The following is a 26,934-nucleotide window of genomic DNA, read 5'->3' as shown; positions in this document are numbered from 1 at the left end:
TCCGCGGGTCACCCGGTGTACTGATAGGTCGACGACGCCTGCTCGTACAGCCGTGTCACCTCGTCCCGTTGGGCCTCCGGGCCGCGTACCTGCACGATGTGGTACCTGCCGTCGATGAGGAACGCCATGTTGCGTACGAACAGGTCGCCGCCCTGGCTGTCCGTCCAGGTGAACTGCCCCTCGGCCATGGTCTTTCCGCCGACCGTGATGGTCCGCAGCCCGGTGGCCGTGGCCCAACTGGAGTTGCGGTACGGCTGCAACTCGCTCTCGCTGTCCCGCTGGTACACCATCGGATCACTGCCGTACTTCGTGGCGCTGTCCCGTCCGGCCACGACGATCAGCTCGAAGTCGCCGTGGGAGTAGACGACTTGGCCGCTCCCGTTCTTCGGCGTACGGGTCCACCCCTTGGCGACGGCGACCTGGAACCCGACGGAGTCCTTGCGCAGCACGAAGCCGGCGGCGACATTCGGGTCGGTCTGCGTCGGGCTCGAACTCGCGGACGTGGACGGGCTGTTACTCGCCGCCGGTGAGGTCTGGTCGGGCTGCGGCTGACTGCTGGCCTCGGCCGACGACTGGGAGGGCGCGGGACTCGCGTCCCCCGCGGTCCCGGTCTTGTCCCCCTGCCCGGCGCCGGAGTTCTCCCCGGACTTGGGCAAAAAGAGCATGGCGTACGCGACCGCGCCGGCCAGCAGAAGGAAGATGAGAATGAGCAGGGTCCGGCCCAGTCGCCGAGGCGACCCTACGACCTCCTCCTTGGCCCGCTTGTGCCGCCCGTGCGGACTGGTCGCGGGCAGCCCGGCCCGCCGCCTGCGCACCAACTCGCCGCGCCGCCGCACGATCGGCAGCCGCCTCGGGTCGGTCGGCGGGGTGGCGACGACATGGGTACCGGCCTCGGGCTCGGGCGCCGAGCGCACCAACGACCGCAGCCAGCCCCGCAGTTCCTCGAAGTCGAGCCGCTCGGTCGGATCCTGCCGCAGCAACGACTCCACGACCGGCCGCAGCGGCCCGCACTCCTCCGCGAACGCGGGCGGCTCCGCACACACGAGCTGCACCAGCTCGGCGGTCGACTCCTCCGGATAGGGCGCATGCCCCTGCACGGCCCTGAAGAGCAGCGCCCCGAGCGCCCACAGGTCGGTGGCCGGCCCGATCGGCGCGGCCAACTGCCAGTTCTCATGCACCGGCACGGCCTGCTCCGGCGCCCACCGCTCGGTCACCGGCCCCACGACCGTCATCCGCACCTGCCGAGCCCGCTCAGCCGCCAACGCGGTGGCGGGCCCACGACGAGCGGGAGCTCCGGCTGCGGCCAACTCGTCCCAGCGGGAGGGAGGTTGGGGGGAGTTACCGGCACCGGGGGCGGGCGGGACGGGACCGTCGAGGCCGGGGAGGCGAGGGTTACCGGGCGCGGCCACGCCGGGCTGACCGGCAGCGGTGAGTGCGCTGTAGCGGGTGGGGTCGGCGCCGTGGGGCGGGGTGTTCGTGCCGTGGGCTGGGGCGCCTGCGCGGTAACCCGAGGCGTCCGTACCGCGGTTGGGGGCGTTGTCTCGGGCGTAGGCCGAGGCATCCCTGCCATAAGTCGAGTCGCCCGCGCGGTAGCCCGAGGTGTCTCCACCCTGGACCGGGGCACCCGTACGGTGACCCGAAGTGTCCCCGCCGAACGGGGCCGGGACATCCGCACGGTATCCCGAGGGGCCCGCGCCGTCGTCTCCGACATAGGCCGAGGTACCCGCGCGATAGCCCGAGGCCTCCGCGCCGTGGGTCGGAGCACCCGTGCGGTAACCCGAAGTGTCCCCGCCGTGAGCCTGGTCGTCCCCTGCGTAGGCCGACGCATCCCCGCCGTAGCCCGGGGCGCCCGCGCGATAACCCGAGGCATCCCCACCCTGAGCCGGAGCACCCGCACCCGCACCCGCACCCGCACGGTGCCCGGAAGTGTCCCCGCCGAGCGGGCCCGAGGCGTCCGGGCCGGGGAACGTGCCTGTTCCGCCCGGGGACGGTGTGCCGGGGCCGCCCGTCGGTGGGGGGAACGCGCGGTCGCCCTGTGCTGCCGGGGCCGTGCCGCCGGTGCCGGGGCGTGGTGCGGCGCCGTGCCAGGCGGTGTTGCGGACGCCGTAGGGGTCGGCTATCTGGCCCGGGGGCGTTGTGCCGGACGGGTGCTCCACACCGTTGCCGGCGGAGTACGGCAGTGGGGCCGCGCCGCCCGGCTGCGAAGAGGTGCCGTGCTCGCCGGCCGGGGCGGGCCGGGCGCCGGGCAGCGCGGGGCGCCCCGTCTGCTGGGCCTCCTGCACCCGGGCAGCGGCTCGCGCGCCAGCGCGGTACGCGGCGATCGCCCCGGCCCGCGCGGCCCGGATGTCACCGACGCCGTCCGCTTCCCTGCGGGCCAGCGCGGCGGAGGAACCGCCCCCGCCACCGCCCTCCGCACCGACTCCGGGCAGCCCTCGGGCGGCCCGCGCCTCGATCGCGGCCCGCCGAGCGGCCTCGGGGTCCGCTTCGACGGGGCTTACGGCAGCGGCGGCAGCACCGGCGCCGGGTCCGCCGCCCGCGCCGCCGAAGCCGATCGCACCGCCACCGGTCCGGGAGTCACCGGGGACCGCAGGAGCCGTAGAGCCGCCGTGAGTCACAGAGCCGGCCCGTGCCGCGGAAACCGCGGGGACCGCAGCCCCGCCGCCGTGCTGTCCGCGCGGCGGACCCCCGTCCTCGCCGTCCTGGACCGGCACCGGGTCGTAGCCGCACAGTGCCTCCTCCGCCGCGCCCACCGCGAGCCCGGTCAGCATCACCCGGCCGTCGTCGCAGACGAGCACCGTGCGCGCGGTGATGTTGCGGTGCACCCAGCCGTGCGCGTGCAGCACCCGCAGCGCCATCAGGACATCGGCGGCGACCTCGGCCGCCCGGTACGGCGACAACGGCTTCTCGACGAGCAGCGTGGCGAGGGTCTGGGCGGACACCAGTTCGCTGACTATCCACAGCGAACCGCCCTCGGCGAACACGTCGAAGACCTGGTCCAGCCGGGGATGGTCGGGGATCCGCGCCGCGGCCTGCGCGGCCTCGACCGCACGCCGTACCGCCGGATCGCTCGGCCGCCGGGTGGCGGTCCGCGCCGCGGCCGGCCGTCGCGCCCCGCGGTCGCGCGCGGTGAACCCGTCGGGCAGCCCGTCCTCGCCGAGCACCTCCGCCTCGACGACCTCGGGCAACGGCACCTGGCGTACCAGGACTTCCTGCCCGCTGTACGTGTCGAAGGCGCGGGTCTCGGTGAGTTCGTACTCGTCAGAAGGCGGCAGCGGCAGGCGGTAGCGGTCGGCGAGCACCCGACCCGCATAGTCGTCCACGTTGCCTCCCCCGGCCGCCCGGTTGGTCAATTCCGTTCGCCTTGCGCCCCGTTCCGCATACATACCTGGATGCGTACGGTCCGCAACCACTCACGATACGTGCCGGAGGCAACCCGCAAAGAGGGGTTGACGTATCTGGCGCGCCAAACCCGGACCCACCCGCCTCACGACTTCGGTTCGAACGTCTTCGTCAGCGTCGTCCAGGTGTCCTTACGCAGTTCAGTACCCCAATTGGCGGCTTTCGCGGTGTACATGAGCGCATATCCGAGATGACCGTTGACGACGAACCCGCGGTCGATCGTGCGGTACTTCGTCCCACCGTCCTCATAGGTGAACTCCCAGTCGGCTGTGTTCCAGCTCCGGTAGTCCACCTCCTCTATTCGGATCCGCGTGTACCCGGAGCGCGTCATGTACTGCTCCTGGTTCTTCCAGTCCGCCACCGGATCGCCCTTCGGCGTACTGGTCCAGGCGATCAGCAGCTTCTGCCCGTCCGGCCCGGTGAACCGGACCCCCGCCGAGTCGGTCGACTGGTACGACCACCCGGCGGGCAGGCCTATGGAGAACCCCTGGCTCCCCTTGTACGTCTTCACCACCGCGGCGCCGCCCGAGGTACCGATCGCCCCGCCGCTGGTCCCGCCGGTCGCGCTCGTACCCGAACTCGCCGTATTTCCCGCGGCCGGTGCCGTCACCGAGGAGTCGGCCTGCGCGCCGCCCGTGCTCTCGCTGTCGCCGCTGTCCTTCTTGGTGGTGTCGGCGCTCTCACTCGCGCTCGCGCTGGCGCTACTGCCCGTCTTGGCACCGCTGTTGTGCTTCGACCCCTTCGAGCCGCTGTCGTCACCGTCACCGAGCGTGAACGCCAGCACGACACCGAGCACCGCGAGCACGATGACGACCGCGATGATCACCAGCGTCCGCTTCGGCACCACGTCGGTGATCGGCGCCCTCGGCACGTGCCGCGGCGGCAGATCCGGCGGCGTCATCACGGGCCATCCGGAACTCCGCCCACCGGAAGCCGAGTTGGCCCCCCGCGCACCCACCTCGTGCGTGGTCGTGTCCTTGATGCCGGAGTCCCGCAGACTCGACTCCCGCGCACCCGACGCCTGCGCACCCAGGTCACGTGTACCCGGGTCCGACGCACCGGCCTTCGCTCCCGAACCGGCGACGGCTCCCGCACCGGCCGACGTCCCGGAACGCGTCGCCGAACCGGAAGCACCTCCCGACCGGGCCGAAGGCACCGCAGGCGTCCGAGGCCCGGCGGCAGCGGTCCCGGAACCAGCACCGGCAGCCTCCGCGCCCTTCGCACCACCGGAGCCACCGGCCCCCGAAGTACCGGAGCCACTCTTGCCCGACGCACCGGCCACGCCGGCCGTACCGGTCCCGGCGGCAGCCGCGCCGGCACCCGCACCCGAACCACCAGGCATACCGGCAACGGGAGTTGAAGCCGCGCCAGAATCCGAACCGGGACTCTTGACCGAACCCGCAGCGGCACCTGAACCCGCAGCCGCCGAAGTGGCCGCCCCGGCCCCCGCCGAGCCCCCCGCGGCCTTCCGCATGGACCGCAACGCCCCGCGCAACCGCTCGGCCCCCGCCGAAGGACCCGAACTCCCGCTCCCGCCACCGCTCTTCTTGCCGCCGGGCTCCGCAGGCCCCGGCTGCGCGGGCAACGGCACCACCCGGGTGGCGTCAGCCGGCGGCTCGGACTCGACCGCCTTGGGCTCGGGCGCGTGGATCACCGCGTTGAGCATCGCCCGGGCACCCGCGTCGTCGAGGCGCTGAGCCGGGTCCTTGTTCAGCAGGCCGTAGATGACGTCCCGCAACGGCCCGGCGTTCTTCGGCTCCTCCAGCGGCTCGGTCATCACCGCGGTGAGCGTGGCGATCGCGGAACCCTTGTCGTACGGCGGTGCGCCCTCGACCGCCGCGTACAACAGGCCGCCCAGCGACCACAGGTCGGCCGCCGGACCGGGCTTGTGCCCGCGGGCCCGCTCCGGGGAGATGTACGAGGGCGCGCCGACGAGCATGCCGGTGGAGGTGATCGACGGGTCGCCCTCGACCTGTGCGATGCCGAAGTCGGTGAGCACGACCCGGCCGTCCTCGGCGATCAGCACGTTCGACGGCTTCACGTCGCGGTGCAGGATGCCCTCGCGGTGCGCGGACCGCAGGACGTCGAGTATCGCGAGCCCGACCTCCGCCGCACGGCGCGGTTCGAGCAGGCCGTCTTCCCGGATGGCCTCGGCGAGCGACTTGCCCTCGACCAACTCCATGACGATCCACGGCCGGTCGTCCTCGTCGACCACGTCGTAGACCGTCACCGCGCTGGTGTTGCGGATCCGCGCGATGGCCTTGGCCTCGCGCAACGTCCGCGTGATCAGCCGGCGTTTCTCGTCCTCGTCGATGCTGGACGGGAACCGCAACTCCTTGACGGCCACCGTCCGGCCCAGGGTTTCGTCCTCGGCACGCCACACCGTGCCCATGCCTCCGCGGCCGAGCACTTCTCCCAACCGGTACCGCCCGGCGAGAAGACGCTCGTTCTTGTCCCGACGAGTGTCCTGACGGGATGTCCCCGCCCGCTCCGCCTCCGACATGCGTCCCCTCATGCAACCCGCCCTGACAGAGCCTCCATTGTCCCCCACCGAACAAGTGCCCAACGCCCAGGGGGCCTCTCCCCGCGCACCGAAGTCACCTCCCCTCGCATATCCGCCGCAGGTCACACAGCCAAGTCCGGCAGGATGACCCGCGAGAACGGAGGATCACGATGCCCACACCTCGGACACTGCTGGCCATTCCGGTGTCCCTGGCCCTCCTCTGCCTGTCCACCGCCGCCTCGCATGCAGGCCCGACGCCGGCCACAAATGCCCTGGTCCGACTGCTGGTCATCCGGGGCAGAGCCCCCGCCGCGGCGCTACTGGCCCACGACGGGACGGACTCCGGCAGCACACCGACCGGAACGGACCACGCGCCGACCGGGACGGACTACACGCGGGCCGAGACGGACTACGCATCCGGCAGGACGGACTACGCACAGGCCGGAACAGGCATCAGCCCCGCCGACCACTTCCGCGCCGGCAGCATCACGAAGACCTTCATCGCGACGGTGGTCCTCCAACTGGCCGCCGAACACCGGCTGTCCCTGTCCGACACAGTCGAGCAACACCTGCCGGGCCTGGTGCGCGGAGCGGGCAACGACGGGCGCGCGCTGACCCTCCGTTCCCTGCTCACCCACACCAGCGGCCTGTACGACTTCACCGCGGTCACCGGGGGCACGGTCCCCGTCTCTCCCCTTCAGGCCGTCCGTATCGCCCTCACCCACCCTCCGGCCGATCGCGGCCGCTTCTCCTACTCGAACACCAACTACGTGCTGCTCGGCCTTGTCATCCGGCAGGTCACCGGCCACTCGTACGCCACCGAGGCCGAGCGCCGCATCATCGCTCCGCTGCGTCTGACGGGCACCTCCTTCCCGGGCTCCCGCACCACTCTTCCCCCGCCGCACGGCCGCGCCTACGCCACCGACGGCTCCGACGTCACCGACCTCGACCCGCGGGTGGCCGGCGCCGCGGGCGAGCTGGTGACCACGCTCGCCGATCTGGACCGCTTCTACTCGGCCCTGCTCGGCGGCGAACTCCTGCCCCCGCACTGGCTGCGCGAGATGCTCAACACCCGCACCGCACACGGCTCGTACGGCATGGGGCTGTTCCCGGTGAAACTCCCGTGCGGCATCACGGTGTGGGGGCACAACGGCCGTATCTCGGGCAGCTACGTGCGCACCGCAGCCACCGTCGACGGCCGTCATGTCCTCACCTTCCGTGTGAACACGACCGCGATCGCAGACCCCGACCTCGAACCGGCCCTGCTCGCCGCCGAGTTCTGCCCCCGCACCTCGTAGAACGGCCGGGTTCCGCACAAAGATCCCAGCTCACGACACTCGTTCGAGTGAAGTCGGCTGTTCCGCAACTGGGCTACAACGGCGCGATGTCCGGCGCCCCCAACCGCGCCGCGTCCGCCGTCAGGTCGTCGGGCTGGCGCTGGGACTCCCGCTCGGCCTCCACCCGCTTCTCGTAGTACTCGACCTCGCGCTCGATCTGGTCCTTGTCCCAGCCGAGCACCGGCGCCATCAACTCGGCGGCCTCACGGGCGCTGCGCGTGCCCCGGTCGAAGGTCTCGATCGAGATGCGGGTGCGGCGGGTGAGGACGTCGTCCAGGTGCCGTGCGCCCTCGTGCGAGGCGGCGTAGACGACCTCGGCGCGCAGATAGTCGTCGGCGAACTGGAGGGGTTCGCCGAGCGCGGGGTCCTTGGCGATGAGGTCGAGGACCTCCTCCGCCATCGAACCGAAACGGTTCAGCAGGTGCTCCACGCGGACCACATGGATGCCGGTCTGTGCGGCGATCCGCGCTCGCGCGTTCCACAGCGCCCGATAGCCCTCCGCGCCGATCAGCGGCACATCCTCGGTGACGCACTCGGCGACCCGCATGTCGAGCCCGTGCACCGCCTCGTCGACGGCGTCCTTGGCCATCACCCGGTACGTCGTGTACTTGCCGCCCGCCACGACGACGAGCCCCGGCACCGGATGCGCCACGGTGTGCTCGCGCGACAGCTTGCTGGTGGCGTCGGACTCACCGGCCAGCAGCGGCCGCAGTCCCGCGTAGACACCCTGTACGTCGTCTCTGGTCAGCGGCACCGCGAGCACCGAGTTCACGTGCTCCAGCAGATAGTCGATGTCGGCGCTGGACGCGGCCGGATGGGCCTTGTCGAGGTCCCAGTCGGTGTCGGTGGTCCCGACGATCCAGTGCCGGCCCCACGGGATGACGAACAGCACGGACTTCTCGGTGCGCAGGATCAGCCCGCTGGTGGAGTTGATGCGGTCCTTGGGCACGACGAGGTGGATGCCCTTGGAGGCCCTGACGTGGAACTGCCCACGCTCCCCGACCATCGCCTGGGTGTCGTCGGTCCACACGCCCGTGGCGTTCACGATCTGCTTCGCGCGGATCTCGTACTCGCCGCCCGCCTCGACGTCCCGCACCCGGGCACCGACCACTCGCTCGCCCTCGCGCAGGAACCCGGTCACGCGCGCGCCGTTGGCGACCTTCGCGCCGTACGACGACGCCGTGCGCACCAGGGTGGCCACATAGCGGGCGTCGTCCATCTGCGCGTCGTAGTACTGCAGGGCGCCGACCAGGGCGTCCTTCTTCAACGCGGGTGCCACGCGCAGGGCGTGACGGCGGCTCAGGTGGCGGTGCGTCGGCAGGCCGCGACCATGCGCGCGGGCCATGGACATCGCGTCGTAGAGCGCGACGCCCGAGCCGGCGTACAGGCGCTCCCAGCCCTTGTGCTGGAGCGGGTACAGGAACGCCACGGGCTTCACCAGGTGCGGGGCGAGCCGCTCCAGGAGCAGGCCGCGTTCCTTGAGTGCCTCGCGGACGAGCGCGAAGTCGAGCATCTCCAGATAGCGCAGACCTCCGTGGATCAGCTTGCTCGACCTGCTCGATGTGCCGGACGCCCAGTCGCGCGCCTCGACCAGTCCCGTGGACAGGCCGCGGGTCACGGCGTCCAGGGCGGTGCCCGCGCCGACCACACCTCCGCCCACCACGAGCACGTCCAGTTCGCGCTCGGCCATTCCCGCCAGTGCCTCGGCCCGCTGCGCCGGACCCAGTGTCGCTGTCCTCACCGCTGCCTCCCGCTATCGGTAGCGCCGGCCGCACCCGTTCGGCGAAGCCCGGTTCGTATCCCTCCTGCCCAAATTCTGACCGGGATGCCCGACTTCAGCCACCACTCGCCCCCAGCCTGTGGACAACAATCACAGGACTGCCGAAAAACACAGCCGTCCAATCCCGCATAACGGTCATATTTACTCCTAGTCTGACATTGCGCTCGCTCGTTCTGTCCACAGGGCTTGCGCACCTGTCCCGCTTCGGTTACTGGGAAGGACGGCCCACGCCATGCCCGCAGATCTCGCCGTCATCGGACTCGGTCCTCTCGGCCTGCCCCTGGCCCAGGCCGCTGTCGCCGCCGGCATCGCCACGACCGGCTTCAAGACCGGCCCCGAGGTCGGCTCCCTCAGCCCCGCCGAACTGCGCCGGATGCTCTCGGGGGGCTTCCGGCCGGCCACCAACCCCGCCGAGCTCGGCCGCGTACGCACCGCGGTGATCTGCGCGCCGACACCCCCGGACGCGGACGGCGGCCTCGACCTCAGCCAGGTGGAGACGGCCGCCCGCGCCCTCGCCGCCCACCTGCGCCCGCACACCACGGTGATCCTGGAGTCACCGGTGCACCCCGGCACCACCGAGAACTTCCTCCGCCCCCTCCTCGAAGAGGGATCGGGCCTCCGCGCGGGACGCGACTTCCACCTCGCCTACTCCCCCAGCCGCGTCGACCCCGGCAACCGCGACTTCACCCCGGCCAACACCCCCAAGGTGATCGGCGGCCTCACCCCCGCCTGCACCGAGTCGGCCGCCGCCTTCTACGGCCGCCTCACCGACAAGGTGGTACGCGCGCGTGGCCTGCGCGAAGCGGAGACCGTGCAGCTACTGGAGACCAACTTCCGGCACGTCAACATCGCCCTCGTCAACGAAATGGCCGTCCTGTGCCACGACTTGGGCGTCGACCTGTGGGACGTCATCCGCTGCGCGGAGACCAAGCCGTTCGGCTTCCAGGCCTTCCGCCCCGGCCCCGGCGTCGGCGGCCACGCCGTCCCCCAGGACCTGACAGGCCCCGGCGGCCGCCCCCTCCGCATGGTCGAACTCGCCCAGCAGGTCAACAACCACATGCCCCGCTACGTCATCCAGCGCGCCGCCACACTCCTCAACGAGCACGGCAAGTCCGCGCGCGGAGCACGGGTGTTGCTGCTCGGCGTCACCTACAAGGCCGACCTCGCCGACCAACAGGCCACCCCCGCCCAGGAGATCGCGATCCGCCTGATGGAACTCGGCGCCTCCGTCAGCTACCACGACCCCCACATCCCCTCCTGGAGCGTCCTCGACCGCCCTGTCCCCCGCGCGGACTCCCTCTACGAGGCGGCGGCCGACGCCGACCTGACGATCCTGCTCCAGCAGCACCGGACGTACGACCTCCAAGGCCTGTCGGTGAAGGCTCAGTTGCTGCTGGACACGCGGGGAGCCACACCGACCGGGGCCGCACACCGGCTCTGAGCACGAAAACGACTGGTCACAGGGTCACGTCGACCTGCTAATCTCCCCACACTCGTCGCACAGTTGTCGCATATCCGTGCGCACGCATCTCTGCTTCGCCTTTCCTGTCTTCGCATCCCGTGGGGGGATTTCTGTCATGAGCCAGTCAGCCACGCCACCACAGCAGCCACAGCCGCAGCCCGAGGCGCAGGCCCAGGCCCAGCCGCAGCCGGTCGACGGCAACCCGTACGCCCAGCAGCCCGGCGCCGTACCGCCGTCTCCGGCACCGAGCGCGCCGTACGCCCCGCCTACTCCCCCGAAGAACAACATCGCGCTGGGCCTGGTGACCGCCGTCGTCGCGGCGCTGGTCGCCGCCGGCATCTACGGCGTCGTCATCGGCACCACCAAGCACGAGATCGGCTGGGCGGCGGTCGGCGTCGGCTTCGTGATCGGCCTGGCTGCGGGCAAGCTCGGTGGGCGCAACCCCGTGCTTCCCGTGGTCAGCGCCGTCCTGGCCCTCGGCGCGGTCTACCTCGGCCAGCTGGTCGGCGAGGCGATGATCGGCGCGGACGAGCTGGGCGTGAACTTCAGCAAGGTCTTCTTCGACCACTTCGACGTCGTCCAGGACGCCTGGAAGGCCGACGCCGACCCGCTCACCTTCATCTTCTTCGCCATCGCCGCGTTCGCCGCGTTCTCGGGGGCCAAGAAGGCTGCGCTCTGACCGGCGCGCAGGGAGTGCAGGGGGGCGCGTGGGGATGACCGTGCATCTGGGGCTGCTGGCGCAAAGCTTCTCTGGATCACTAGCGTACGAATGCAGGGTTCGTCGGCCCGGCGACGGACTACGCGACGGGTGTCCGCCCCTAGTTCATATAGGGGCGGCCGCTCGCGATCCTGCCGCGTCACGACGGATCCGGTACCGTAAAAGGTGGAGCCCACCGCAGTGGGCACTGCGGCAGGCTCCTGAAAAGTGAACGAAGTGTCCACCCCTACGTCTCTTGGGGGTGGCCGCTCACTTTCCTCCATAGATCCACAAGATGCACCTCCTCCGGAACTTCACCAGCCGAAGCCAAGTTCGGTCCCATCGGGTGGGCTTGCGGTGACGACCCATGGGTGCGCCCCCTTCCGCGACGCCACCCATTGGCCCGGTAGGCGGCTCGTCGGAACTCGGGCCGGGCCCCGAGAGCCCGGGTCCGGAACCATGTCCCTGGAAGGGGGCGACCCAGAGAACTGGGGCGCCGATCAAGGACACTAGCCGCCCGACACGGCCATACCGCGGGTAATCACCCCGAACGCAACCGCGCGCCCCCTCAGTCCCAACACGCGCCCCACCAACCCCACTTGGGCACACGAAAGAGCCCGGACCACTCAGGTCCGGGCCCTTAAGAGCGTCGTATGCCTACCGCTTGTGCTGCGAGTCCGCCACCGTCACCTCGACGCGCTGGAACTCCTTCAGCTCGCTGTAACCCGTCGTCGCCATCGCCCGCCGCAGCGCCCCGAAGATGTTCATCGAGCCGTCGGGGACGTGGGACGGGCCGGTGAGGATCTCCTCGATCGTGCCGACCGTGCCGAGGTCGACCTTCTTGCCGCGCGGGAGTTCCTCGTTGACCGCTTCCATGCCCCAGTGGTGGCCCTTGCCGGGGCCGTCCGTGGCGCGGGCCAGCGGGGAGCCCATCATGACCGCGTCGGCGCCGCAGGCGATCGCCTTGGGGAGGTCGCCGGACCAGCCGACACCGCCGTCGGCGATGACGTGCACGTACCGGCCGCCGGACTCGTCCATGTAGTCGCGGCGGGCCGCCGCCACGTCCGCGACGGCCGTGGCCATCGGGACCTGGATGCCCAGGACGTTGCGTGTGGTGTGCGCGGCGCCGCCGCCGAAGCCGACGAGGACGCCGGCCGCGCCCGTGCGCATCAGGTGCAGGGCCGCCGTGTACGTGGCGCAGCCGCCGACGATCACCGGGACGTCCAGCTCGTAGATGAACTGCTTCAGGTTCAGCGGCTCGTGCGAACCCGACACGTGCTCCGCCGAGACCGTCGTACCGCGGATGACGAAGATGTCCACGCCCGCGTCGACGACGGCCTTGGAGAACTGGGCCGTGCGCTGCGGGGAGAGCGCGGCGGCGGTGACCACGCCCGAGTCGCGCACCTCCTTGATGCGCTGCCCGATCAGCTCCTCCTTGATGGGAGCCGCGTAGATCTCCTGGAGGCGGCGGGTCGCGGCGTCCACGTCCAGGCCGGTGATCTCGTCGAGGAGCGGCTGCGGGTCCTCGTACCGCGTCCAGAGGCCTTCGAGGTTCAGCACGCCGAGGCCGCCGAGCTCGCCGATGCGGATCGCGGTGGCCGGGGAGACGACCGAGTCCATGGGGGCGGCCAGGAACGGCAGTTCGAAGCGGTAGGCGTCGATCTGCCAGGCGATCGAGACCTCCTTCGGGTCCCGCGTACGGCGGCTGGGGACGACGGCGATGTCGTCGAAGGCGTACGCCCGGCGGCCGCGCTTGCCGCGCCCGATCTCGATCTCAGTCACGTGTGTGGCCTTTCCTTCTGCGTCTCAGCGTCTTCCAGTATCGCCGACGGGCACGACAAGGGCGGCCCCGGATGCTCCGGAGCCGCCCTCGGGAAGCCTGGCGACTACTGGCCGACTACTTGCTGCGGCTGTAGTTCGGTGCCTCGACCGTCATCTGGATGTCGTGCGGGTGGCTCTCCTTGAGGCCCGCGGACGTGATCCGGACGAAGCGGCCCTTGGTCTCCATCTCCTCGATGGTGGCCGCGCCCACATAGCCCATAGTCTGGCGCAGACCGCCGACGAGCTGGTGCAGCACGTTGGCCAGCGGGCCGCGGTAGGGCACCTGGCCCTCGATGCCCTCGGGCACGAGCTTGTCGTCGGAGGCGACCTCGGCCTGGAAGTAACGGTCCTTGGAGTACGACCGGCCCTGGCCGCGGGACTGCATCGCGCCGAGCGAGCCCATGCCGCGGTACGACTTGAACTGCTTGCCGTTGATGAACTGCAGCTCGCCCGGCGACTCCTCGCAGCCCGCGAGCAGGCTGCCGAGCATCACCGTGTCGGCGCCGGCGGCGAGCGCCTTGCCGATGTCGCCGGAGTACTGCAGGCCGCCGTCGCCGATCAGCGGGACGCCGGCCGCGCGGGCGGCGAGGGACGCTTCGTAGATCGCGGTGACCTGCGGGACACCGATGCCGGCGACGACACGGGTCGTACAGATCGAGCCGGGGCCGACGCCGACCTTGATGCCGTCGACACCGGCGTCGATCAATGCCTGGGCGCCGTCGCGCGTGGCGACGTTGCCGCCGATCACGTCGACGCCGACGCTGGACTTGATCTTCGCCATCCAGTTGAGGGCGTTGCTGTTGTGGCCGTGCGAGGTGTCGACGACCAGGAAGTCCACACCGGCCTCGGCGAGGGCCTGGGCGCGCTCGAGTGCCTCGGGGCTGGCGCCCACGGCGGCACCGACGATGAGACGGCCCTCGGCGTCCTTGGCGGCGTGCGGGTACTGCTCGGCCTTGACGAAGTCCTTGACCGTGATGAGGCCCTTGAGGATGCCGGCCTCGTCGACGAGGGGCAGCTTCTCGATCTTGTGGCGGCGCAGCAGCTGCATGGCGTCTGCGCCGGTGATGCCGACCTTGCCGGTGACCAGGGGCATCGGGGTCATGACCTCGCGCACCTGCCGGGAGCGGTCGGTCTCGAAGGCCATGTCGCGGTTGGTGACGATGCCGAGGAGCTTGCCGTTGCCGTCGGTCACCGGGACGCCGCTGATGCGGAACTTGGCGCACAGCGCGTCGGCCTCGCCGAGCGTGGCGTCCGGGTGCACGGTGATCGGGTCGGTGACCATGCCGGACTCGGAGCGCTTCACGAGGTCGACCTGGTTGACCTGGTCCTCGACGGACAGGTTGCGGTGCAGCACACCGACGCCGCCCTGGCGGGCCATCGCGATCGCCATCCGGGACTCGGTCACCTTGTCCATCGCCGCGGAGAGCAGCGGGATGTTGACCCGGACGTTGCGCGAGATGCGGGACGAGGTGTCGACCGCGTTCGGAAGCACGTCGGACGCGCCCGGCAGCAGCAGCACGTCGTCGTAGGTCAGCCCTAGTGTCGCGAATTTGGCGGGCACTCCGTCGACGTTGGCAGTCATGACACCTTCCCCAAATGGCCTTGATCGGTGCGGATGTCCATGCTAACGGGAAGCAGGGGTCGCGAATTCCACGATTCCACGGCTACGGCTCGCTCCGGGCTTCGTATGTTCGTACGGATGCCGTCGGCCGACTGTTCAAGAAAGGCGCCGCCACTCAAGGCACTGCCGCTCAAGACAGCGCCCGCACGGGCGTTACTGCTCGGCCAGTGCCCGAAGTCGGCTCAGTGCTCGATGCTGGGCGACCCGGACCGCGCCGGGTGACATTCCCAACATCTGGCCGGTCTCCTCCGCCGTGAGGCCCACGGCGATGCGCAGCAGAAGCAGTTCGCGCTGGTTCTCCGGGAGGTTGGCCAGGAGTTTCTTGGCCCATTCGGCGTCGCTGCTGAGGAGGGCGCGCTCCTCGGGGCCGAGGGAGTCGTCCGGACGCTCCGGCATCTCGTCGGAGGGGACCGCCGTGGAACCGGGGTGGCGCATCGCGGCCCGCTGGAGATCTGCGACCTTGTGGGCGGCGATGGCGAAGACGAACGCCTCGAAGGGGCGGCCGGTGTCCTTGTAGCGCGGGAGTGCGAGGAGGACGGCGACGCAGACCTCCTGGGCCAGGTCCTCCACGAAATGCCGTGCGTCGCCCGGGAGTCGGGACAGACGGGTGCGGCAGTAGCGCAGTGCCAGTGGGTGTACGTGGGCGAGCAGATCGTGGGTGGCCTGCTCGTCTCCGTCGACCGCGCGAAGGACGAGTCCACCAATCGCCCCTTGGGCCCTGGCCCCCTCGTCGTCACGCATCGGTCCATGGTGCCTTGCGGCCGAAGGGTCCGTGGCACCGCGTCCGTTGTTGTGCACCGAAGCGTTATGAGCAGGTGCGCCGGAACTCATTTCCTGCGCCCTCCCCTCCCGCTCGACCGACTCGTCCCCGAGGAACTCCACACCTCAAGGATGCGGCATCCGCGGCGAAACGAGCAGCGGGCACCCGGTGGGCCCTTTTGCCGCCCCCGCCCACCATGAGGTAGGCGGGGATTGTCGTACCCCCGCTGCAACCCACTGACCTGGTCCTAACGGACGAGGCCCCACCGGAAACCGAGCGCCACGGCGTGCGCCCGGTCCGAGGCGCCGAGTTTCTTGAAGAGCCGCCGGGCGTGTGTCTTGACGGTGTCCTCGGAGAGGAAGAGCTCACGGCCGATCTCCGCGTTCGAGCGGCCGTGGCTCATGCCCTCCAGGACCTGGATCTCGCGCGCGGTGAGCGTCGGTGCGGCGCCCATCTCGGCGGACCGCAGCCGGCGCGGGGCCAGCCGCCAGGTCGGGTCGGCGAGGGCCTGGGTGACCGTGGCCCGCAGTTCGGCGCGCGAGGCGTCCTTGTGCAGATAGCCGCGGGCGCCGGCCGCGACCGCGAGGGCCACGCCGTCCAGGTCTTCGGCGACGGTGAGCATGATGATGCGTGCGCCCGGGTCGGCGGACAGCAGCCGCCGCACGGTCTCGACACCGCCCAGTCCGGGCATGCGTACGTCCATCAGAATGAGGTCCGAGCGGTCGGCACCCCAGCGGCGGAGAACTTCCTCGCCGTTGGCCGCCGTCGTCACGCGCTCGACACCGGGCACGGTCGCGACCGCGCGGCGGAGCGCCTCTCGGGCAAGCGGGGAGTCGTCACAGACGAGGACGGATGTCATGGCCGCCCTCCGCAGCTGATGCGCGTCACCTTGAGCCTCCAGGCTGGTACGAAATCGTCACCTGTGCGGTCGACCGTCTCGGACGCCTGCCCGAGCTCTTGTTGTTCTCAACCGCCTCGCACTCTCAACGACGGTCACTCGAAAGAGTTACGGGGCCGTGTGTCCTCTTCGGCACTCTACGTGAGGGTGCGGACACGGTGGAGGCATGCGGGGCCGACCCTCAAGCTTTCATCACAACCGGTGCCCCATTCAGCCCTATTTCTTCCCTTTTACTGGTGTCTGAGGCTAGATTCGCAATGAGTCATATTTTCATCTCCTTAGATCGTAGTTGTACGGTCGTGGACACCGTATCCGCCCATAACGGCTACAAGGGGTCACGCAATGGCAGATTTCTCCCGCCTTCCCGGACCGAACGCGGACCTGTGGGACTGGCAGCTCCTGGCTGCCTGCCGAGGGGTCGACAGCTCGCTCTTCTTTCATCCCGAGGGCGAGCGCGGTGCGGCACGAAGCGCTCGTGAGAACTCGGCCAAAGAGGTCTGCATGAGGTGCCCGGTCCGCGCACAGTGCGCGGCGCACGCCCTGGCGGTGCGCGAGCCGTACGGCGTCTGGGGCGGCCTCACCGAGGACGAGCGCGAGGAGCTCATGGGGCGCGCCCGCAACCGGCTGGTGTCGGCTTCGGCCGCCGGGGACATGGCTTCGAACAACTGAAGGAACGTTTCTCCAGCAGGTTCTACGACAAGGTCTCCACCAAGTTCTCCACCAGGGGCACGCGCACGCGTGCCCCGCTATTTTTCGCGGGCCGCCCGCGCCAGCTGGTCCAGCGTCGCCGCCACGGCGGGCACCTGCGCCAGGTCGGGCAGGGTCAGCGCGACGATCTCCCGCCGCACCGCCGGTTCCAGCGTCACCGTCCGCGCGCCCCGGGGTCGTACGGACTCGATGGCGAGCTGGGGCAGTACGGCGACGCCCAGGCCCGCGCTCACCAGGCCGACGACCGCCGGATAGTCGTCGGTCGCGAAGTCGATGCGCGGGGTGAAGCCGGCGCTCTCGCACACCTCGACCAACTGACCGCGGCAGCGCGGGCAGCCGGCGATCCAGGGTTCGCGGGCGAGGTCGGCGATGGCGACCGTCTCCGCGCGCGCGAGGCGGTGTTTTTCCGGGACCAGGGCGACCAGGCGGTCGCTGAGCAGGGGGCGTGTCACCAGGTCGGACCAGTCGTCGGCGCCCGTCGCGGTCTCGTAGCGGAAGGCGAGTGCCACGTCGCAGTCGCCCTCTCGGAGCAGTTCGACGGAGTTCGGCGGCTCGGCCTCCTCCAGGGAGACGCGGGTGCCGGGGTGCGCGGTGCGCAGGGCGGCCAGTGCGGTGGGGACGAGCGTCGAGCTGCCGCTGGGGAAGGAGACCAGGCGGACCCGGCCCGCCCGCAGGCCGGCGATCGCGGCGACCTCCTCCTCGGCCGCCGTCAGGCCGGCGAGGATGCCGGCCCCGTGCCGGACCAGGGCCTCGCCCGCCTGGGTCAGGCGCATCTCGCGGCCGGTGCGGATCAGGAGCGGGGTGCCGACCGAGGTCTCCAGGGCCTTCATCTGCTGGCTCACGGCGGGCTGGGTGCAGCCCAGTTCACGCCCGGCCGCCGAGAAGGAGCCGGTGGCGGCGACGGCGCGCAGCACACGGAGATGACGGGCCTCGATCATGTGCCGAGCATAAGCGTTGCTTGGGTGCGGCGATTGATATTGCGTCGCACCTTTGAGGCCATATCGCCTACCGTGCCTCCATGAAGCTTCTCTCGCTGAATCTGGGTCGGGCCACGGCCGTGCCGTACACGGACCAGCCGGAGGGTGTGACCGGCATCGACAAGCGGCCGACCGACGCCGCCGTGCGGGTGAACGCGCCCGGGCCGAAGGGGGTCGCCGGGAGCGGGCTCGCCGGGGACGCGGTGTGTCACCGGCGGCACCACGGCGGCGACGACCAGGCGGTGTACGCGGTCGCGCGCGAGGATCTCGACGACTGGGAGCGGGAGTTGGGGCGACCGCTGGCCAGCGGCTCCTTCGGGGAGAACCTGACGACCCAGGGGCTCGACGTGTCCGGCGCGCGGATCGGAGAGCGCTGGCGGATCGGTTCCGAGGTGGTGCTGGAGGTCACCTGCGGGCGGATTCCGTGCCGTACGTTCCAGGACCATCTGGGCGAGCGGGGGTGGGTGAAGCGGTTCACCGCGAAGGGGGCGCCGGGGGCGTATCTGCGCGTGATCGAGCCCGGTGAGATCCGCGCGGGGGACGCGATCGAGATCGTGCACCGGCCCGCCCACGACGTGACGGTGGCTCTGCAGTTCCGGGCCGTGACGACCGAGCGGGAGCTGCTGCCGCAGTTGCTTCCGGCGGGCGAGGCGCTGCATCCGGAGTCGCTGGCGCAGGCCCGGAAGTATGTCGCGGAGTACACGGGCTGACCTGCTGGCACGACCCGTTCGACACGTTGTTCGACACGTGTTCGTCACGGATCGGGAGGGCCTGTGCAGAGATCGGGCCCGCTCGCTCCGGGTCACTAACCTTGCGCCATGACAACGGCATTGATTACGGGATCGACCGCGGGGATCGGTGCCGCGTTCGCGCGGCGGCTCGCGGCGGACGGGCACAACCTCGTGCTGGTGGCGCGGAACACCCAGCGGCTCGGGGAGCAGGCGACCGAACTGCACGACCGGCACGGCATCGAGGCGGAGGTGCTCACCGCCGACCTGGCCACGGACAAGGGCATCGAGACGGTGGCCGCCCGCCTCGCCGACCGCAAGAACCCCGTCGACCTGCTGGTCAACAACGCGGGCTTCGGCAACAAGGGCCGCTATCTCGACGTACCGATGGCCGACGAGCTGAAGATGCTCAAGGTGCACTGCGAGGCGGTGCTGCGGCTGACCAGCGCGGCGACCGAGGCGATGCGGGAGCGCGGGCGCGGCGGTGTCGTGAACGTGGCGTCGGTGGCGGCCTTCGTACCGCGCGGGACGTACGGCGCCTCGAAGGCGTGGGTGGTGCAGTTCACGCAGGGCGCGGCGAAGGACCTGGCCGGCACGGGCGTACGGCTGATGGCGTTGGCGCCCGGCTTCGTGCGGACCGAGTTCCACGAGCGGGCCGGGATGGGCACGGACAACATCCCGAACTGGATGTGGCTGGACGCGGACAAGCTGGTCGCGGCGGCGCTCGCGGATCTGGCGCGCGGCAAGTCGCTGTCGATCCCGGACCCGCGCTACAAGGCGCTGATGGGGCTGGTGAAGATCACTCCGCAGGCGGTGCTGGGCGGGATCACGTCGAAGACCGGGCGGAAGTACGGGCCGCAGTGACGGCAGCCGCCTCGATGACGGCGGCCTCGGTGACGAAGGTGACGGCAGAACGCGAAGGCCCGGCACCCCCAGAGGGGTGCCGGGCCTTCGACGTACACGTACTACGGGTTCACCGACTCGCGTCAGTGGGAGTGGCCGTGGCTGTGACCAGCGGCGGCCGGCTCCTCCTCTTCCTTCTTCTCGACGACCAGGGTCTCGGTCGTGAGGAGCAGGGAGGCGATGGAGGCGGCGTTCTCCAGGGCGGAGCGGGTGACCTTGACCGGGTCGATGACGCCGGCCTTGACCAGGTCGCCGTACTCGCCGGTCGCGGCGTTGAAGCCCTGACCCGGCTCCAGCTCGGCGACCTTGGCGGTGATGACGTAGCCCTCGAGGCCGGCGTTCTCGGCGATCCAGCGCAGCGGCTCGACGACCGCGCGGCGCACGACCGCGACACCGGTGGCCTCGTCGCCGGTCTTGCCGAGGTTGCCCTCGAGGACCTTGGCGGCGTGCACCAGAGCGGAGCCACCACCGGAGACGATGCCCTCCTCGACCGCGGCGCGGGTCGCGGAGATGGCGTCCTCCAGACGGTGCTTCTTCTCCTTCAGCTCCACCTCGGTGGCGGCGCCGACCTTGATCACGCACACGCCGCCGGCCAGCTTCGCGAGGCGCTCCTGGAGCTTCTCGCGGTCCCAATCGGAGTCGGTGTTCTCGATCTCGGCCTTGATCTGGTTGACGCGGCCCGCGACCTCGGAGGAGTCGCCGGCACCGTCGACGACGGTCGTGTCGTCCTTGGTGACCGTCACGCGGCGGGCGGAGCCCAGCACGTCCAGGCCGACCTGGTCGAGCTTGAGGCCGACCTCCTCGGCGATGACCTGACCGCCGGTGAGGGTGGCGAGGTCGCCGAGCATCGCCTTGCGGCGGTCGCCGAAGCCGGGGGCCTTGACCGCGACCGCGTTGAACGTGCCGCGGATCTTGTTCACGACCAGGGTCGACAGGGCCTCGCCCTCGACGTCCTCGGCGATGATCAGCAGCGGCTTGGAGGCGTTGGCCTGGATGACCTTCTCCAGCAGCGGCAGCAGGTCCTGGATGGAGCTGATCTTGCCCTGGTGGATGAGGATGTACGGGTCCTCGAGGACCGCTTCCATCCGCTCCTGGTCCGTCACGAAGTACGGCGACAGGTAGCCCTTGTCGAAGGCCATGCCCTCGGTGAAGTCCAGCTCCAGACCGAAGGTGTTGGACTCCTCGACGGTGATGACACCGTCCTTGCCGACCTTGTCCATCGCCTCGGCGATGAGCTCGCCGACCTGGCTGTCCTGCGCGGACAGACCGGCGACGGCAGCGATGTCGGCCTTGTCGTCGATCGGCCGCGCGGTGGCGAGCAGCTCGTCGGAGATGGCCTTGACGGCGGCGTCGATGCCCTTCTTCAGGGAGGCCGGGGAGGCGCCGGCGGCGACGTTGCGCAGGCCTTCGCGGACGAGCGCCTGGGCGAGCACGGTGGCGGTGGTGGTGCCGTCACCCGCGATGTCGTTGGTCTTGGTCGCCACCTCCTTCACCAGCTGGGCACCGAGGTTCTCGTACGGGTCGTCGAGCTCGACCTCGCGGGCGATGGTGACACCGTCGTTGGTGATGGTGGGGGCGCCGAACTTCTTGTCGATGACGACGTTGCGGCCCTTGGGGCCGATCGTCACCTTGACCGTGTCGGCAAGCTTGTTGACGCCGCGCTCGAGGGCGCGACGGGCGTCCTCGTCGAACTTCAGGATCTTCGCCATGGGAGCGGTTCAGCCCTCTCGGAAAACGTGGGTGAAACGAACTACGCCCCTGACGCCCGGCTTCATAAGGTCGCGGGGGCCAGGGGCGTAGCTCACATACAGAATGTGCGTGAAGCGAATTACTTCTCGATGATCGCGAGCACGTCGCGGGCCGAGAGGACGAGGTACTCCTCGCCGCTGTACTTCACTTCGGTGCCGCCGTACTTGCTGTACAGCACGATGTCGCCGGTCTTCACGTCGAGCGGAAGACGCTCGCCGTTCTCGAAGCGGCCCGGGCCAACGGCCAGGACGACGCCCTCCTGGGGCTTCTCCTTGGCCGTGTCCGGGATGACCAGGCCAGAGGCCGTGGTCTGCTCGGCGTCGAGCGGCTGGACCACAATGCGGTCCTCAAGCGGCTTGATGGCAACCTTGGAGCTGGTGGTCGTCACGATCCGACCTCCCCCTTCGGAGATCTCACGGGGTTAACTGTCTGAGGTGGCGACCAGGTGGATCCGTCGTCGCGGGTGCCGGACCTGCCCGTCGCTATTGGCACTCTCCAGGGGGGAGTGCCAGACCTGAGACTATGACTGCGATTAGCACTCGGTCAAGCGGAGTGCCAATGCCCGCGGCGCCGGAGCAGAATTTTGGTGTTGCCCTGGGCTCTGTGGCGGGCCTGTCTTGGTGGTGCCCTCCCTGGGGGCTGCGCCCCCAGACCCCCGCTGCGCCCCCAGACCCCCGCTTCGGCCTGGACGGCCTCGTCCTCAAACGCCGGACAGGCTGATGGTGCCGACCGGTGTTGGGCAGTTCCGGTGCTAGTCCGCCGTGCATCCCCAGTAGCCGATCTCTGCCGGCTCGCCGTCGCAGTAGAGGATCGTGCAGCGGCCGGTCCCACGGCCCGGGAAGGACGCGGCGCCGCTGCGGAGCGCTGCGGTCCAGCGCACGCGGGTGGGTCTGCCCTCCGGTGCCCAGTCGCGCACCTCGTCCTCGGTCAGTGGGCGCATCATGGCGAAGTCGTCCCCGGACGCGGCGTCGACGAGGTCGTAGAAGTCGAGCACGGAGGACGTGCCGCCCGTCAGGATGTACTCCCTCCAGTGGTCGTCCTCCCACAGATCGACGATGTCCCGCCCCGGGAACCCGTGGTCGTCCTCGGCCAGTTCCCGTTCCTGCGCCTGCCGGAACGCCGACTCGAGATCCTTCTGATACGGCCCCGTCGAGGTCCACTGGTCACCACCCATCGCAAGCCCCTTTCCGCTCACCGCTGTTCGTCGTGCGCGGCAGGCTAGAGGTAGTCCTCCAGGCGGCCCACCGTCAGCCCCCGCTCCTGGATGCCGTGCAGCAGTCGTGCCGTGCTGTCTGCCGGGCCGAGCCGGACGATGTCGCCGGGGGCGAGGCAGTGGGCGCCCTTGGTGTAGGTCAGGGTGCCGGTGGTCGTGGAGGCCCGCCACAGGACCAGGGCGGAGATGCCGCAGTCGGCCGCGGCGCGGAGGGTCGTCGTGTCGTACGTGCCGTAAGGGGGCCTCAGCAGCCGGGAGTCGGGGCGGGGATGCCGGCCGCAGATCTCGGTGCGCTGGGCGGCGTACGGGAGGCCGGCGAAGTGGTGGCGCTCCGGTGTCGTGCCGAACACCGTGACGGGCAGGCGCAGTTCGCGGACCATGTCGGCGAACCTCGGGTCCGGGCGCGCGCCAGCGTCGTGGTCGTAGGTCAGGAAGACGACCTTGTCGTGGGTGCGGACGTGGTCCACGACGGGTGGGAGGCCCGGGCCCGCCGAGCGGGGGGCGGGGAGGCGGGAGGGTTTCGGGGCGGGGGCCAGTGGGGCGGTCAAACCCCAGTGGCGGTACGGCTGTTCGCGGGACGGGCCGTGCGGGTGGACGCGTTGGGCGGCCTTCTTGCCCAGCCGTTCGATGGGGTCGACGGACTGGGCGCAGCCGGTGAGGAGGGTGGCCGCCAGGACGACGGCCACCGGTGTCCGCAGGTTCGCGAGCCTCACAGGTAGTCCTCTAGGCGGGCCACCGCGTAGCCCTCGGCAGTGACCTTGCCCAGGAAGCGGCGCATGTCGTCGACCATCGTTCCCTTCCAGTCCGCACGGCCCCGGAAGTGGGTCAGGACGATGTCCCCGGGGTGCAGTTCCTGGTCGTCCTCGCGGTACTCCCAGTGGTCGACGTACACCTCCTCGTCCCAGATCGGGGCGTACTTGATGCCGCAGGACTTGGCGGCGACGAGGGTGTCGTGGTTGTAGTTGCCGTAAGGCGGCCGGAAGACCGTCGGAGCCTTGCCGAACTGCTTCTTCATGATGTCCTGCATGCCGCAGATCTCGCGCTTCTGCTCGGCGTAGGACAGGCCCGGCAGATACGGGTGCGTGAGGCTGTGGTTGTTGACCGTGTGGCCCTCGGCCTGCATCTTCCTGAAGTAGCCGTAGTCGTCCTTCACCAGGTAGTTGCTGAGGAAGGCCGTGTACGGGATCTTCAGGTCGCTCATCATCCGCAGGAACGCGGGGTCCTTCTCCTCGCCGTCGTCGATGGTGAGGAACACGATCTTCTGCTTGGTGGGGATCGTGGTGAAGACCGGCGGGAGGTTGAGCTCCTCCTGGTCGTCCACCTCGAAGCCCTTGCGCGCGGTGATCTCCGGCTTGTGCGCCGGGGCCGGCGGCGCCTGGAGGGGCACCTTCGCCAGCCCCCAGCGCTTGGCGGCGGCGACCCGGGCCGCGTAGGCGGCACGCAGCTTGGTGGCGTAGGAGTCCAGCGCGCGGGCCGGGGGCGCGTGCAGGGGCTGCGCGCCGTGGGCCGGGGGAACGGCCTTCTCGGCGCCGGGCTGAGTACAGCCGGAGACGACGGCGGCGAGCGTGAGGGCGGCGAGCGCGCCACGGACGCCCGTCCTCCGCCCCTTGTTCCCCCGGCCCCCGTGCGCCCGATTGATGTCATTTTGTACGACTACTCGCATGGGGTCGGATCCTTTCAGGCCCCGGCCACGATCCCGCGCCGACACCGCGAAGACACCGCCACCGGAGGCACACCGTCCACCGACTGGCCCACAATGACCCGGTGAACGACCCCGTACTCGCCTTCGCCGCCCTGCTCACCCCCGAGGGCCGCGCCCTCCTCGACGAGATCCGCGGCACCGACCCGGCCAAGGAACTCGCCGTCGCGACCCGCCTGCGCCGCGAACACCCCGCCGACCTCGTCTCGGCGGCGCTCGGGCAGGAGCGGCTGCGGCAACGGGCGGCAGCGGCGAAGTTCGCCCCTGAGGACGCCTCACGCATGTTCTTCACCCCGAACGGCTTCGAACAGTCGACCCGGGCGAGCGTCGCCACGTATCGCGCCGGCCGGCTGCTGGCCATGGGCGTGACCTCCGTCGCCGACCTCTGCTGCGGAATCGGCGGCGACGCGATCGCGCTGGCGCGGGCGGGGGTGCGGGTTCTTGCCGTCGACCGGGACCCGCTGACGGCCGCGGTGGCCCAGGCGAACGCTTCGGCGCTGGGCCTGGCCGACCTGATCGAGGTACGGAAGGCGGATGTCACGGAGGTGGATACGTCCGCGTACGACGCCGTGTTCGTCGATCCCGCGCGGCGGGGCGGTCGCGGGCGCATCTTCGATCCCGAGGCGTACTCGCCCCCGTTGTCCTGGGCCGTGGGCGCCGCTACGACGGCCAGGCTCGCCGCGCTGAAGATCGCACCCGGGGTGCCCCACGAGGCGATCCCCGCGGCGGCCGAGGCCGAGTGGATCTCGGACGGCGGCGACGTGAAGGAGGCGGTGCTGTGGTTCGGCACCGGGGCGCGACCGGGAGCGGTACGGGCAACTCTGCTGCCCGGCCCCCGAGTTCTGCACGGGCGCGGCCTGCCCGACCCTGAAGTCCGTTCCGTGGGGCGGTACTTGTACGAGCCCGACGGCGCCGTCATCCGCGCGCATCTCGTCGCCGAGGTCGCCGAGGAGGTCGGCGGTGGGCTCGTCGACGAAACCATCGCGTATGTGACAGCGGATGAGCTACGGCCGACTCCGTACGCCTCCGCCTATGAGATCACCGATCAACTCCCGTTCGGCGTGAAGAAGTTGAAGGCGCTGCTGCGGGAGCGGGAGGTGGGCGTCCTCACCGTGAAGAAGCGGGGTTCGGCCGTCGAGCCGGAGGAACTGCGGCGGAAGGTCAAGCCTCAAGGGCCCAACTCGGCGACGGTGTTTCTGACTCGGGTGGCGGGGGCGCCGACGATGCTGATCGGGCGGCCTGCCTGACGACGGCTGCGGAGGGTGTGGTCGGGGAGGACGCGGCGGGGGCGCGGGACATGCCGAGGATGCCCGCCGAGTCGACTCAACCTCCGCCGCCTGCAGCGCATATGACGACCCGTCGAATTCCGGCGCCGGGGCGCGCCTCCGCGAAACCCTCGACGCCCTACGACGCCTCGGCCGCCCTGCGCAGCAGGAGTTGGCGTTCACGTTCGTTACGAGCGAGTGCGGCGGCTCGGGTGAACTCCGCCCTTGCCTCCGCCGTACGGCCCAGCCGGAGGAGCAGGTCGCCACGGACGCTCGGCAGCAAGTGGTAGTCCCGTAGGGCGGGTTCGTCGGCGAGGGTGTCGAGGATCTCCAGTGCCGGGGCCGGACCCTCCGCCATCGAGACGGCCACCGCTCGGTTCAACTCGACCACCGGGGACGGGGATCGGGTGGCGAGGAGGCCGTACAGGGTCGCGATCGTCGGCCAGTCGGTCTCGGCGTAGGTGTACGCGTGGGCGTGGCAGGCGGCGATGGCGGCCTGGAGGGCGTAGGGGCCGGGGGCGCCGGTGGACACCGCGTCGGCGCGGCCGAGGGCGGTGATGCCTCGGGCGATGAGGAGGCGGTTCCAGCGGCGGCGGTTCTGGTCCTTGAGGAGGACGGGGTCGCCGTTCGGGGCGGTGCGGGTGGCCGAGCGGGAGGCCTGGAACTCCAACAGGGCGGCCAGGGCGTGCACTTCAGGTTCCTTCGGCATCAGGCCGGAGAGGAGTCGGGCCAGGCGCAGCGCGTCCTCGCAGAGGCCCGGGCGGAGCCAGTCGTCGCCCGCCGTCGCCGCGTAACCCTCGTTGAAGATGAGGTAGATGACGTCGAGGACGGAGCCGAGGCGGGCCTCGCGGTCGGGGCCGTAGGGGACCTCGAAGGCCACGTTCTTCGTGGCCAGTGTGCGCTTCGCGCGGACGATGCGCTGGGCGATCGTCGGTTCGGGGGCGAGGAACGCGCGGGCGATCTCGGGGGTGGTCAGGCCGCCGAGGAGGCGCAGGGTGAGGGCGGTACGGGCCTCCGGGGACAGGACCGGGTGGCAGGTCGTGAAGACCAGGCGCAGGAGGTCGTCGTCGATGTCGTCGGGGGCGGAGGGTTCCTCGGGCGGGGCGATCGTCTCCAGGGTGCGGCCGATCTCCTGGAGCTTGCGGGCGTAGTTCTCCCGGCGACGGATCAGGTCGACGGCGCGGTGCCTGGCGGTGGCCATGAGCCAGGCGCCCGGGTTGTCGGGCACGCCGTCCCTCGGCCACTGCTCGAGGGCGGCGACCAGCGCGTCCTGCGCCAGTTCCTCGGCGATGCCCACGTCGCGGACCGTGCGGGCGACGGCGGCGATGATGCGCGGGGACTCGATGCGGAAGACGGTCTCGATGGTGCTGTGCGAGTCGACGGTGGGCTGCGATTCGGAGTTCACCTGAAAACC

At 70.6% G+C, this 26,934-nt stretch carries 21 protein-coding genes; 7 read left to right on the top strand and 14 right to left on the bottom strand.

Annotated features, from left to right (window positions below):
* Positions 1 to 8: 8 nt before the first annotated feature.
* Positions 9 to 3,320: a protein kinase domain-containing protein gene (locus OO70_RS27815; RefSeq protein WP_043677242.1), complete on the bottom strand. Its 3,312-nt coding sequence runs from the start codon at positions 3,318 to 3,320 to the stop codon at positions 9 to 11.
* Positions 3,321 to 3,484: 164 nt separating this feature from the next.
* The gene (locus OO70_RS27810) at positions 3,485 to 5,902 is read right to left on the bottom strand and encodes a serine/threonine-protein kinase (protein WP_043676962.1); all 2,418 of its coding nucleotides are present in this window, start codon (positions 5,900 to 5,902) and stop codon (positions 3,485 to 3,487) included.
* Positions 5,903 to 6,072: 170 nt separating this feature from the next.
* On the opposite strand from OO70_RS27810, the gene OO70_RS27805 reads away from it, so the two are divergent.
* Complete coding sequence (locus tag OO70_RS27805; RefSeq protein ID WP_043676960.1) at positions 6,073 to 7,200, top strand: serine hydrolase domain-containing protein; 1,128 nt, start codon at positions 6,073 to 6,075, stop codon at positions 7,198 to 7,200.
* 73 nt (positions 7,201 to 7,273) lie between these two features.
* Here OO70_RS27805 and OO70_RS27800 read toward each other — a convergent pair whose 3' ends face one another.
* The gene (locus OO70_RS27800; protein ID WP_043676957.1) at positions 7,274 to 8,980 is read right to left on the bottom strand and encodes a glycerol-3-phosphate dehydrogenase/oxidase; all 1,707 of its coding nucleotides are present in this window, start codon (positions 8,978 to 8,980) and stop codon (positions 7,274 to 7,276) included.
* A gap of 271 nt (positions 8,981 to 9,251) precedes the next feature.
* On the opposite strand from OO70_RS27800, the gene OO70_RS27795 reads away from it, so the two are divergent.
* Complete coding sequence (locus tag OO70_RS27795) at positions 9,252 to 10,460, top strand: nucleotide sugar dehydrogenase (protein ID WP_043676955.1); 1,209 nt, start codon at positions 9,252 to 9,254, stop codon at positions 10,458 to 10,460.
* Between the two features lie 136 nt (positions 10,461 to 10,596).
* The gene (locus tag OO70_RS27790) at positions 10,597 to 11,160 is read left to right on the top strand and encodes a hypothetical protein (RefSeq protein ID WP_043676953.1); all 564 of its coding nucleotides are present in this window, start codon (positions 10,597 to 10,599) and stop codon (positions 11,158 to 11,160) included.
* 675 nt (positions 11,161 to 11,835) lie between these two features.
* Here the strand turns inward: OO70_RS27790 and OO70_RS27785 are convergent.
* The 4 genes from OO70_RS27785 to OO70_RS27770 all read right to left on the bottom strand — a co-directional run bounded on the left by OO70_RS27785 (position 11,836) and on the right by OO70_RS27770 (position 16,239).
* The gene (locus tag OO70_RS27785; RefSeq protein WP_043676952.1) at positions 11,836 to 12,960 is read right to left on the bottom strand and encodes a GuaB3 family IMP dehydrogenase-related protein; all 1,125 of its coding nucleotides are present in this window, start codon (positions 12,958 to 12,960) and stop codon (positions 11,836 to 11,838) included.
* Positions 12,961 to 13,075: 115 nt separating this feature from the next.
* Positions 13,076 to 14,581: an IMP dehydrogenase gene (gene guaB / locus OO70_RS27780; protein WP_043676950.1), complete on the bottom strand. Its 1,506-nt coding sequence runs from the start codon at positions 14,579 to 14,581 to the stop codon at positions 13,076 to 13,078.
* A gap of 192 nt (positions 14,582 to 14,773) precedes the next feature.
* Positions 14,774 to 15,361 (bottom strand): sigma-70 family RNA polymerase sigma factor, encoded by a 588-nt coding sequence (locus OO70_RS27775; protein ID WP_043676948.1) that lies wholly within the window; start codon positions 15,359 to 15,361, stop codon positions 14,774 to 14,776.
* Between the two features lie 266 nt (positions 15,362 to 15,627).
* Complete coding sequence (locus OO70_RS27770) at positions 15,628 to 16,239, bottom strand: response regulator transcription factor (protein WP_003948568.1); 612 nt, start codon at positions 16,237 to 16,239, stop codon at positions 15,628 to 15,630.
* A gap of 381 nt (positions 16,240 to 16,620) precedes the next feature.
* Between OO70_RS27770 and OO70_RS27765 the strand changes: the two genes are divergently transcribed.
* A complete protein-coding gene (locus OO70_RS27765) occupies positions 16,621 to 16,947 on the top strand; it encodes a WhiB family transcriptional regulator (RefSeq protein ID WP_019055584.1) in 327 nt (108 codons plus the stop codon).
* 77 nt (positions 16,948 to 17,024) lie between these two features.
* On the opposite strand, the gene OO70_RS27760 is transcribed toward OO70_RS27765, so the two are convergent.
* Positions 17,025 to 17,924 carry a LysR family transcriptional regulator gene (locus OO70_RS27760; protein WP_043676944.1) on the bottom strand — a complete coding sequence of 300 codons (900 nt, stop codon included), beginning with the start codon at positions 17,922 to 17,924 and terminating at the stop codon, positions 17,025 to 17,027.
* An 80-nt stretch (positions 17,925 to 18,004) separates the two neighbouring features.
* Between OO70_RS27760 and OO70_RS27755 the strand changes: the two genes are divergently transcribed.
* Together OO70_RS27755 and OO70_RS27750 are read left to right on the top strand one after the other, a co-directional pair.
* The gene (locus OO70_RS27755) at positions 18,005 to 18,673 is read left to right on the top strand and encodes an MOSC domain-containing protein (RefSeq protein ID WP_043676941.1); all 669 of its coding nucleotides are present in this window, start codon (positions 18,005 to 18,007) and stop codon (positions 18,671 to 18,673) included.
* 108 nt (positions 18,674 to 18,781) lie between these two features.
* A complete protein-coding gene (locus tag OO70_RS27750; protein WP_043676938.1) occupies positions 18,782 to 19,555 on the top strand; it encodes an SDR family NAD(P)-dependent oxidoreductase in 774 nt (257 codons plus the stop codon).
* Positions 19,556 to 19,677: 122 nt separating this feature from the next.
* Here OO70_RS27750 and groL read toward each other — a convergent pair whose 3' ends face one another.
* From groL to OO70_RS27725, 5 genes are all read right to left on the bottom strand, one after another.
* A complete protein-coding gene (groL, locus tag OO70_RS27745; protein ID WP_043676936.1) occupies positions 19,678 to 21,303 on the bottom strand; it encodes a chaperonin GroEL in 1,626 nt (541 codons plus the stop codon).
* 119 nt (positions 21,304 to 21,422) lie between these two features.
* Entirely contained in the window at positions 21,423 to 21,731 is a 309-nt protein-coding gene (groES, locus tag OO70_RS27740; protein ID WP_019066754.1) for a co-chaperone GroES, read from the bottom strand.
* A gap of 363 nt (positions 21,732 to 22,094) precedes the next feature.
* Positions 22,095 to 22,517 (bottom strand): hypothetical protein, encoded by a 423-nt coding sequence (locus OO70_RS27735; protein WP_043676933.1) that lies wholly within the window; start codon positions 22,515 to 22,517, stop codon positions 22,095 to 22,097.
* Between the two features lie 44 nt (positions 22,518 to 22,561).
* Positions 22,562 to 23,269, bottom strand: a complete 708-nt coding sequence (locus tag OO70_RS27730) for a polysaccharide deacetylase family protein (protein ID WP_106971774.1) — start codon at positions 23,267 to 23,269, stop codon at positions 22,562 to 22,564.
* Complete coding sequence (locus OO70_RS27725; protein WP_043676930.1) at positions 23,266 to 24,219, bottom strand: polysaccharide deacetylase family protein; 954 nt, start codon at positions 24,217 to 24,219, stop codon at positions 23,266 to 23,268. Before OO70_RS27725 ends, OO70_RS27730 begins: the two co-directional genes overlap by 4 nt.
* 101 nt (positions 24,220 to 24,320) lie before the next feature.
* Between OO70_RS27725 and OO70_RS27720 the strand changes: the two genes are divergently transcribed.
* Positions 24,321 to 25,502 (top strand): THUMP-like domain-containing protein, encoded by a 1,182-nt coding sequence (locus OO70_RS27720; protein ID WP_043676928.1) that lies wholly within the window; start codon positions 24,321 to 24,323, stop codon positions 25,500 to 25,502.
* A 157-nt stretch (positions 25,503 to 25,659) separates the two neighbouring features.
* On the opposite strand, the gene OO70_RS27715 is transcribed toward OO70_RS27720, so the two are convergent.
* A complete protein-coding gene (locus OO70_RS27715) occupies positions 25,660 to 26,925 on the bottom strand; it encodes an RNA polymerase sigma factor (protein WP_043676926.1) in 1,266 nt (421 codons plus the stop codon).
* Between the last annotated feature and the right edge of the window lie 9 nt (positions 26,926 to 26,934).

Source organism: Streptomyces xylophagus (genome assembly GCF_000716435.1).
Classification (GTDB): Bacteria; Actinomycetota; Actinomycetes; order Streptomycetales; family Streptomycetaceae; genus Streptomyces; species Streptomyces xylophagus.
The sequence above is the reverse complement of the archived record's forward strand: the minus strand, read 5'-3'. Positions and strand labels throughout refer to the sequence as shown.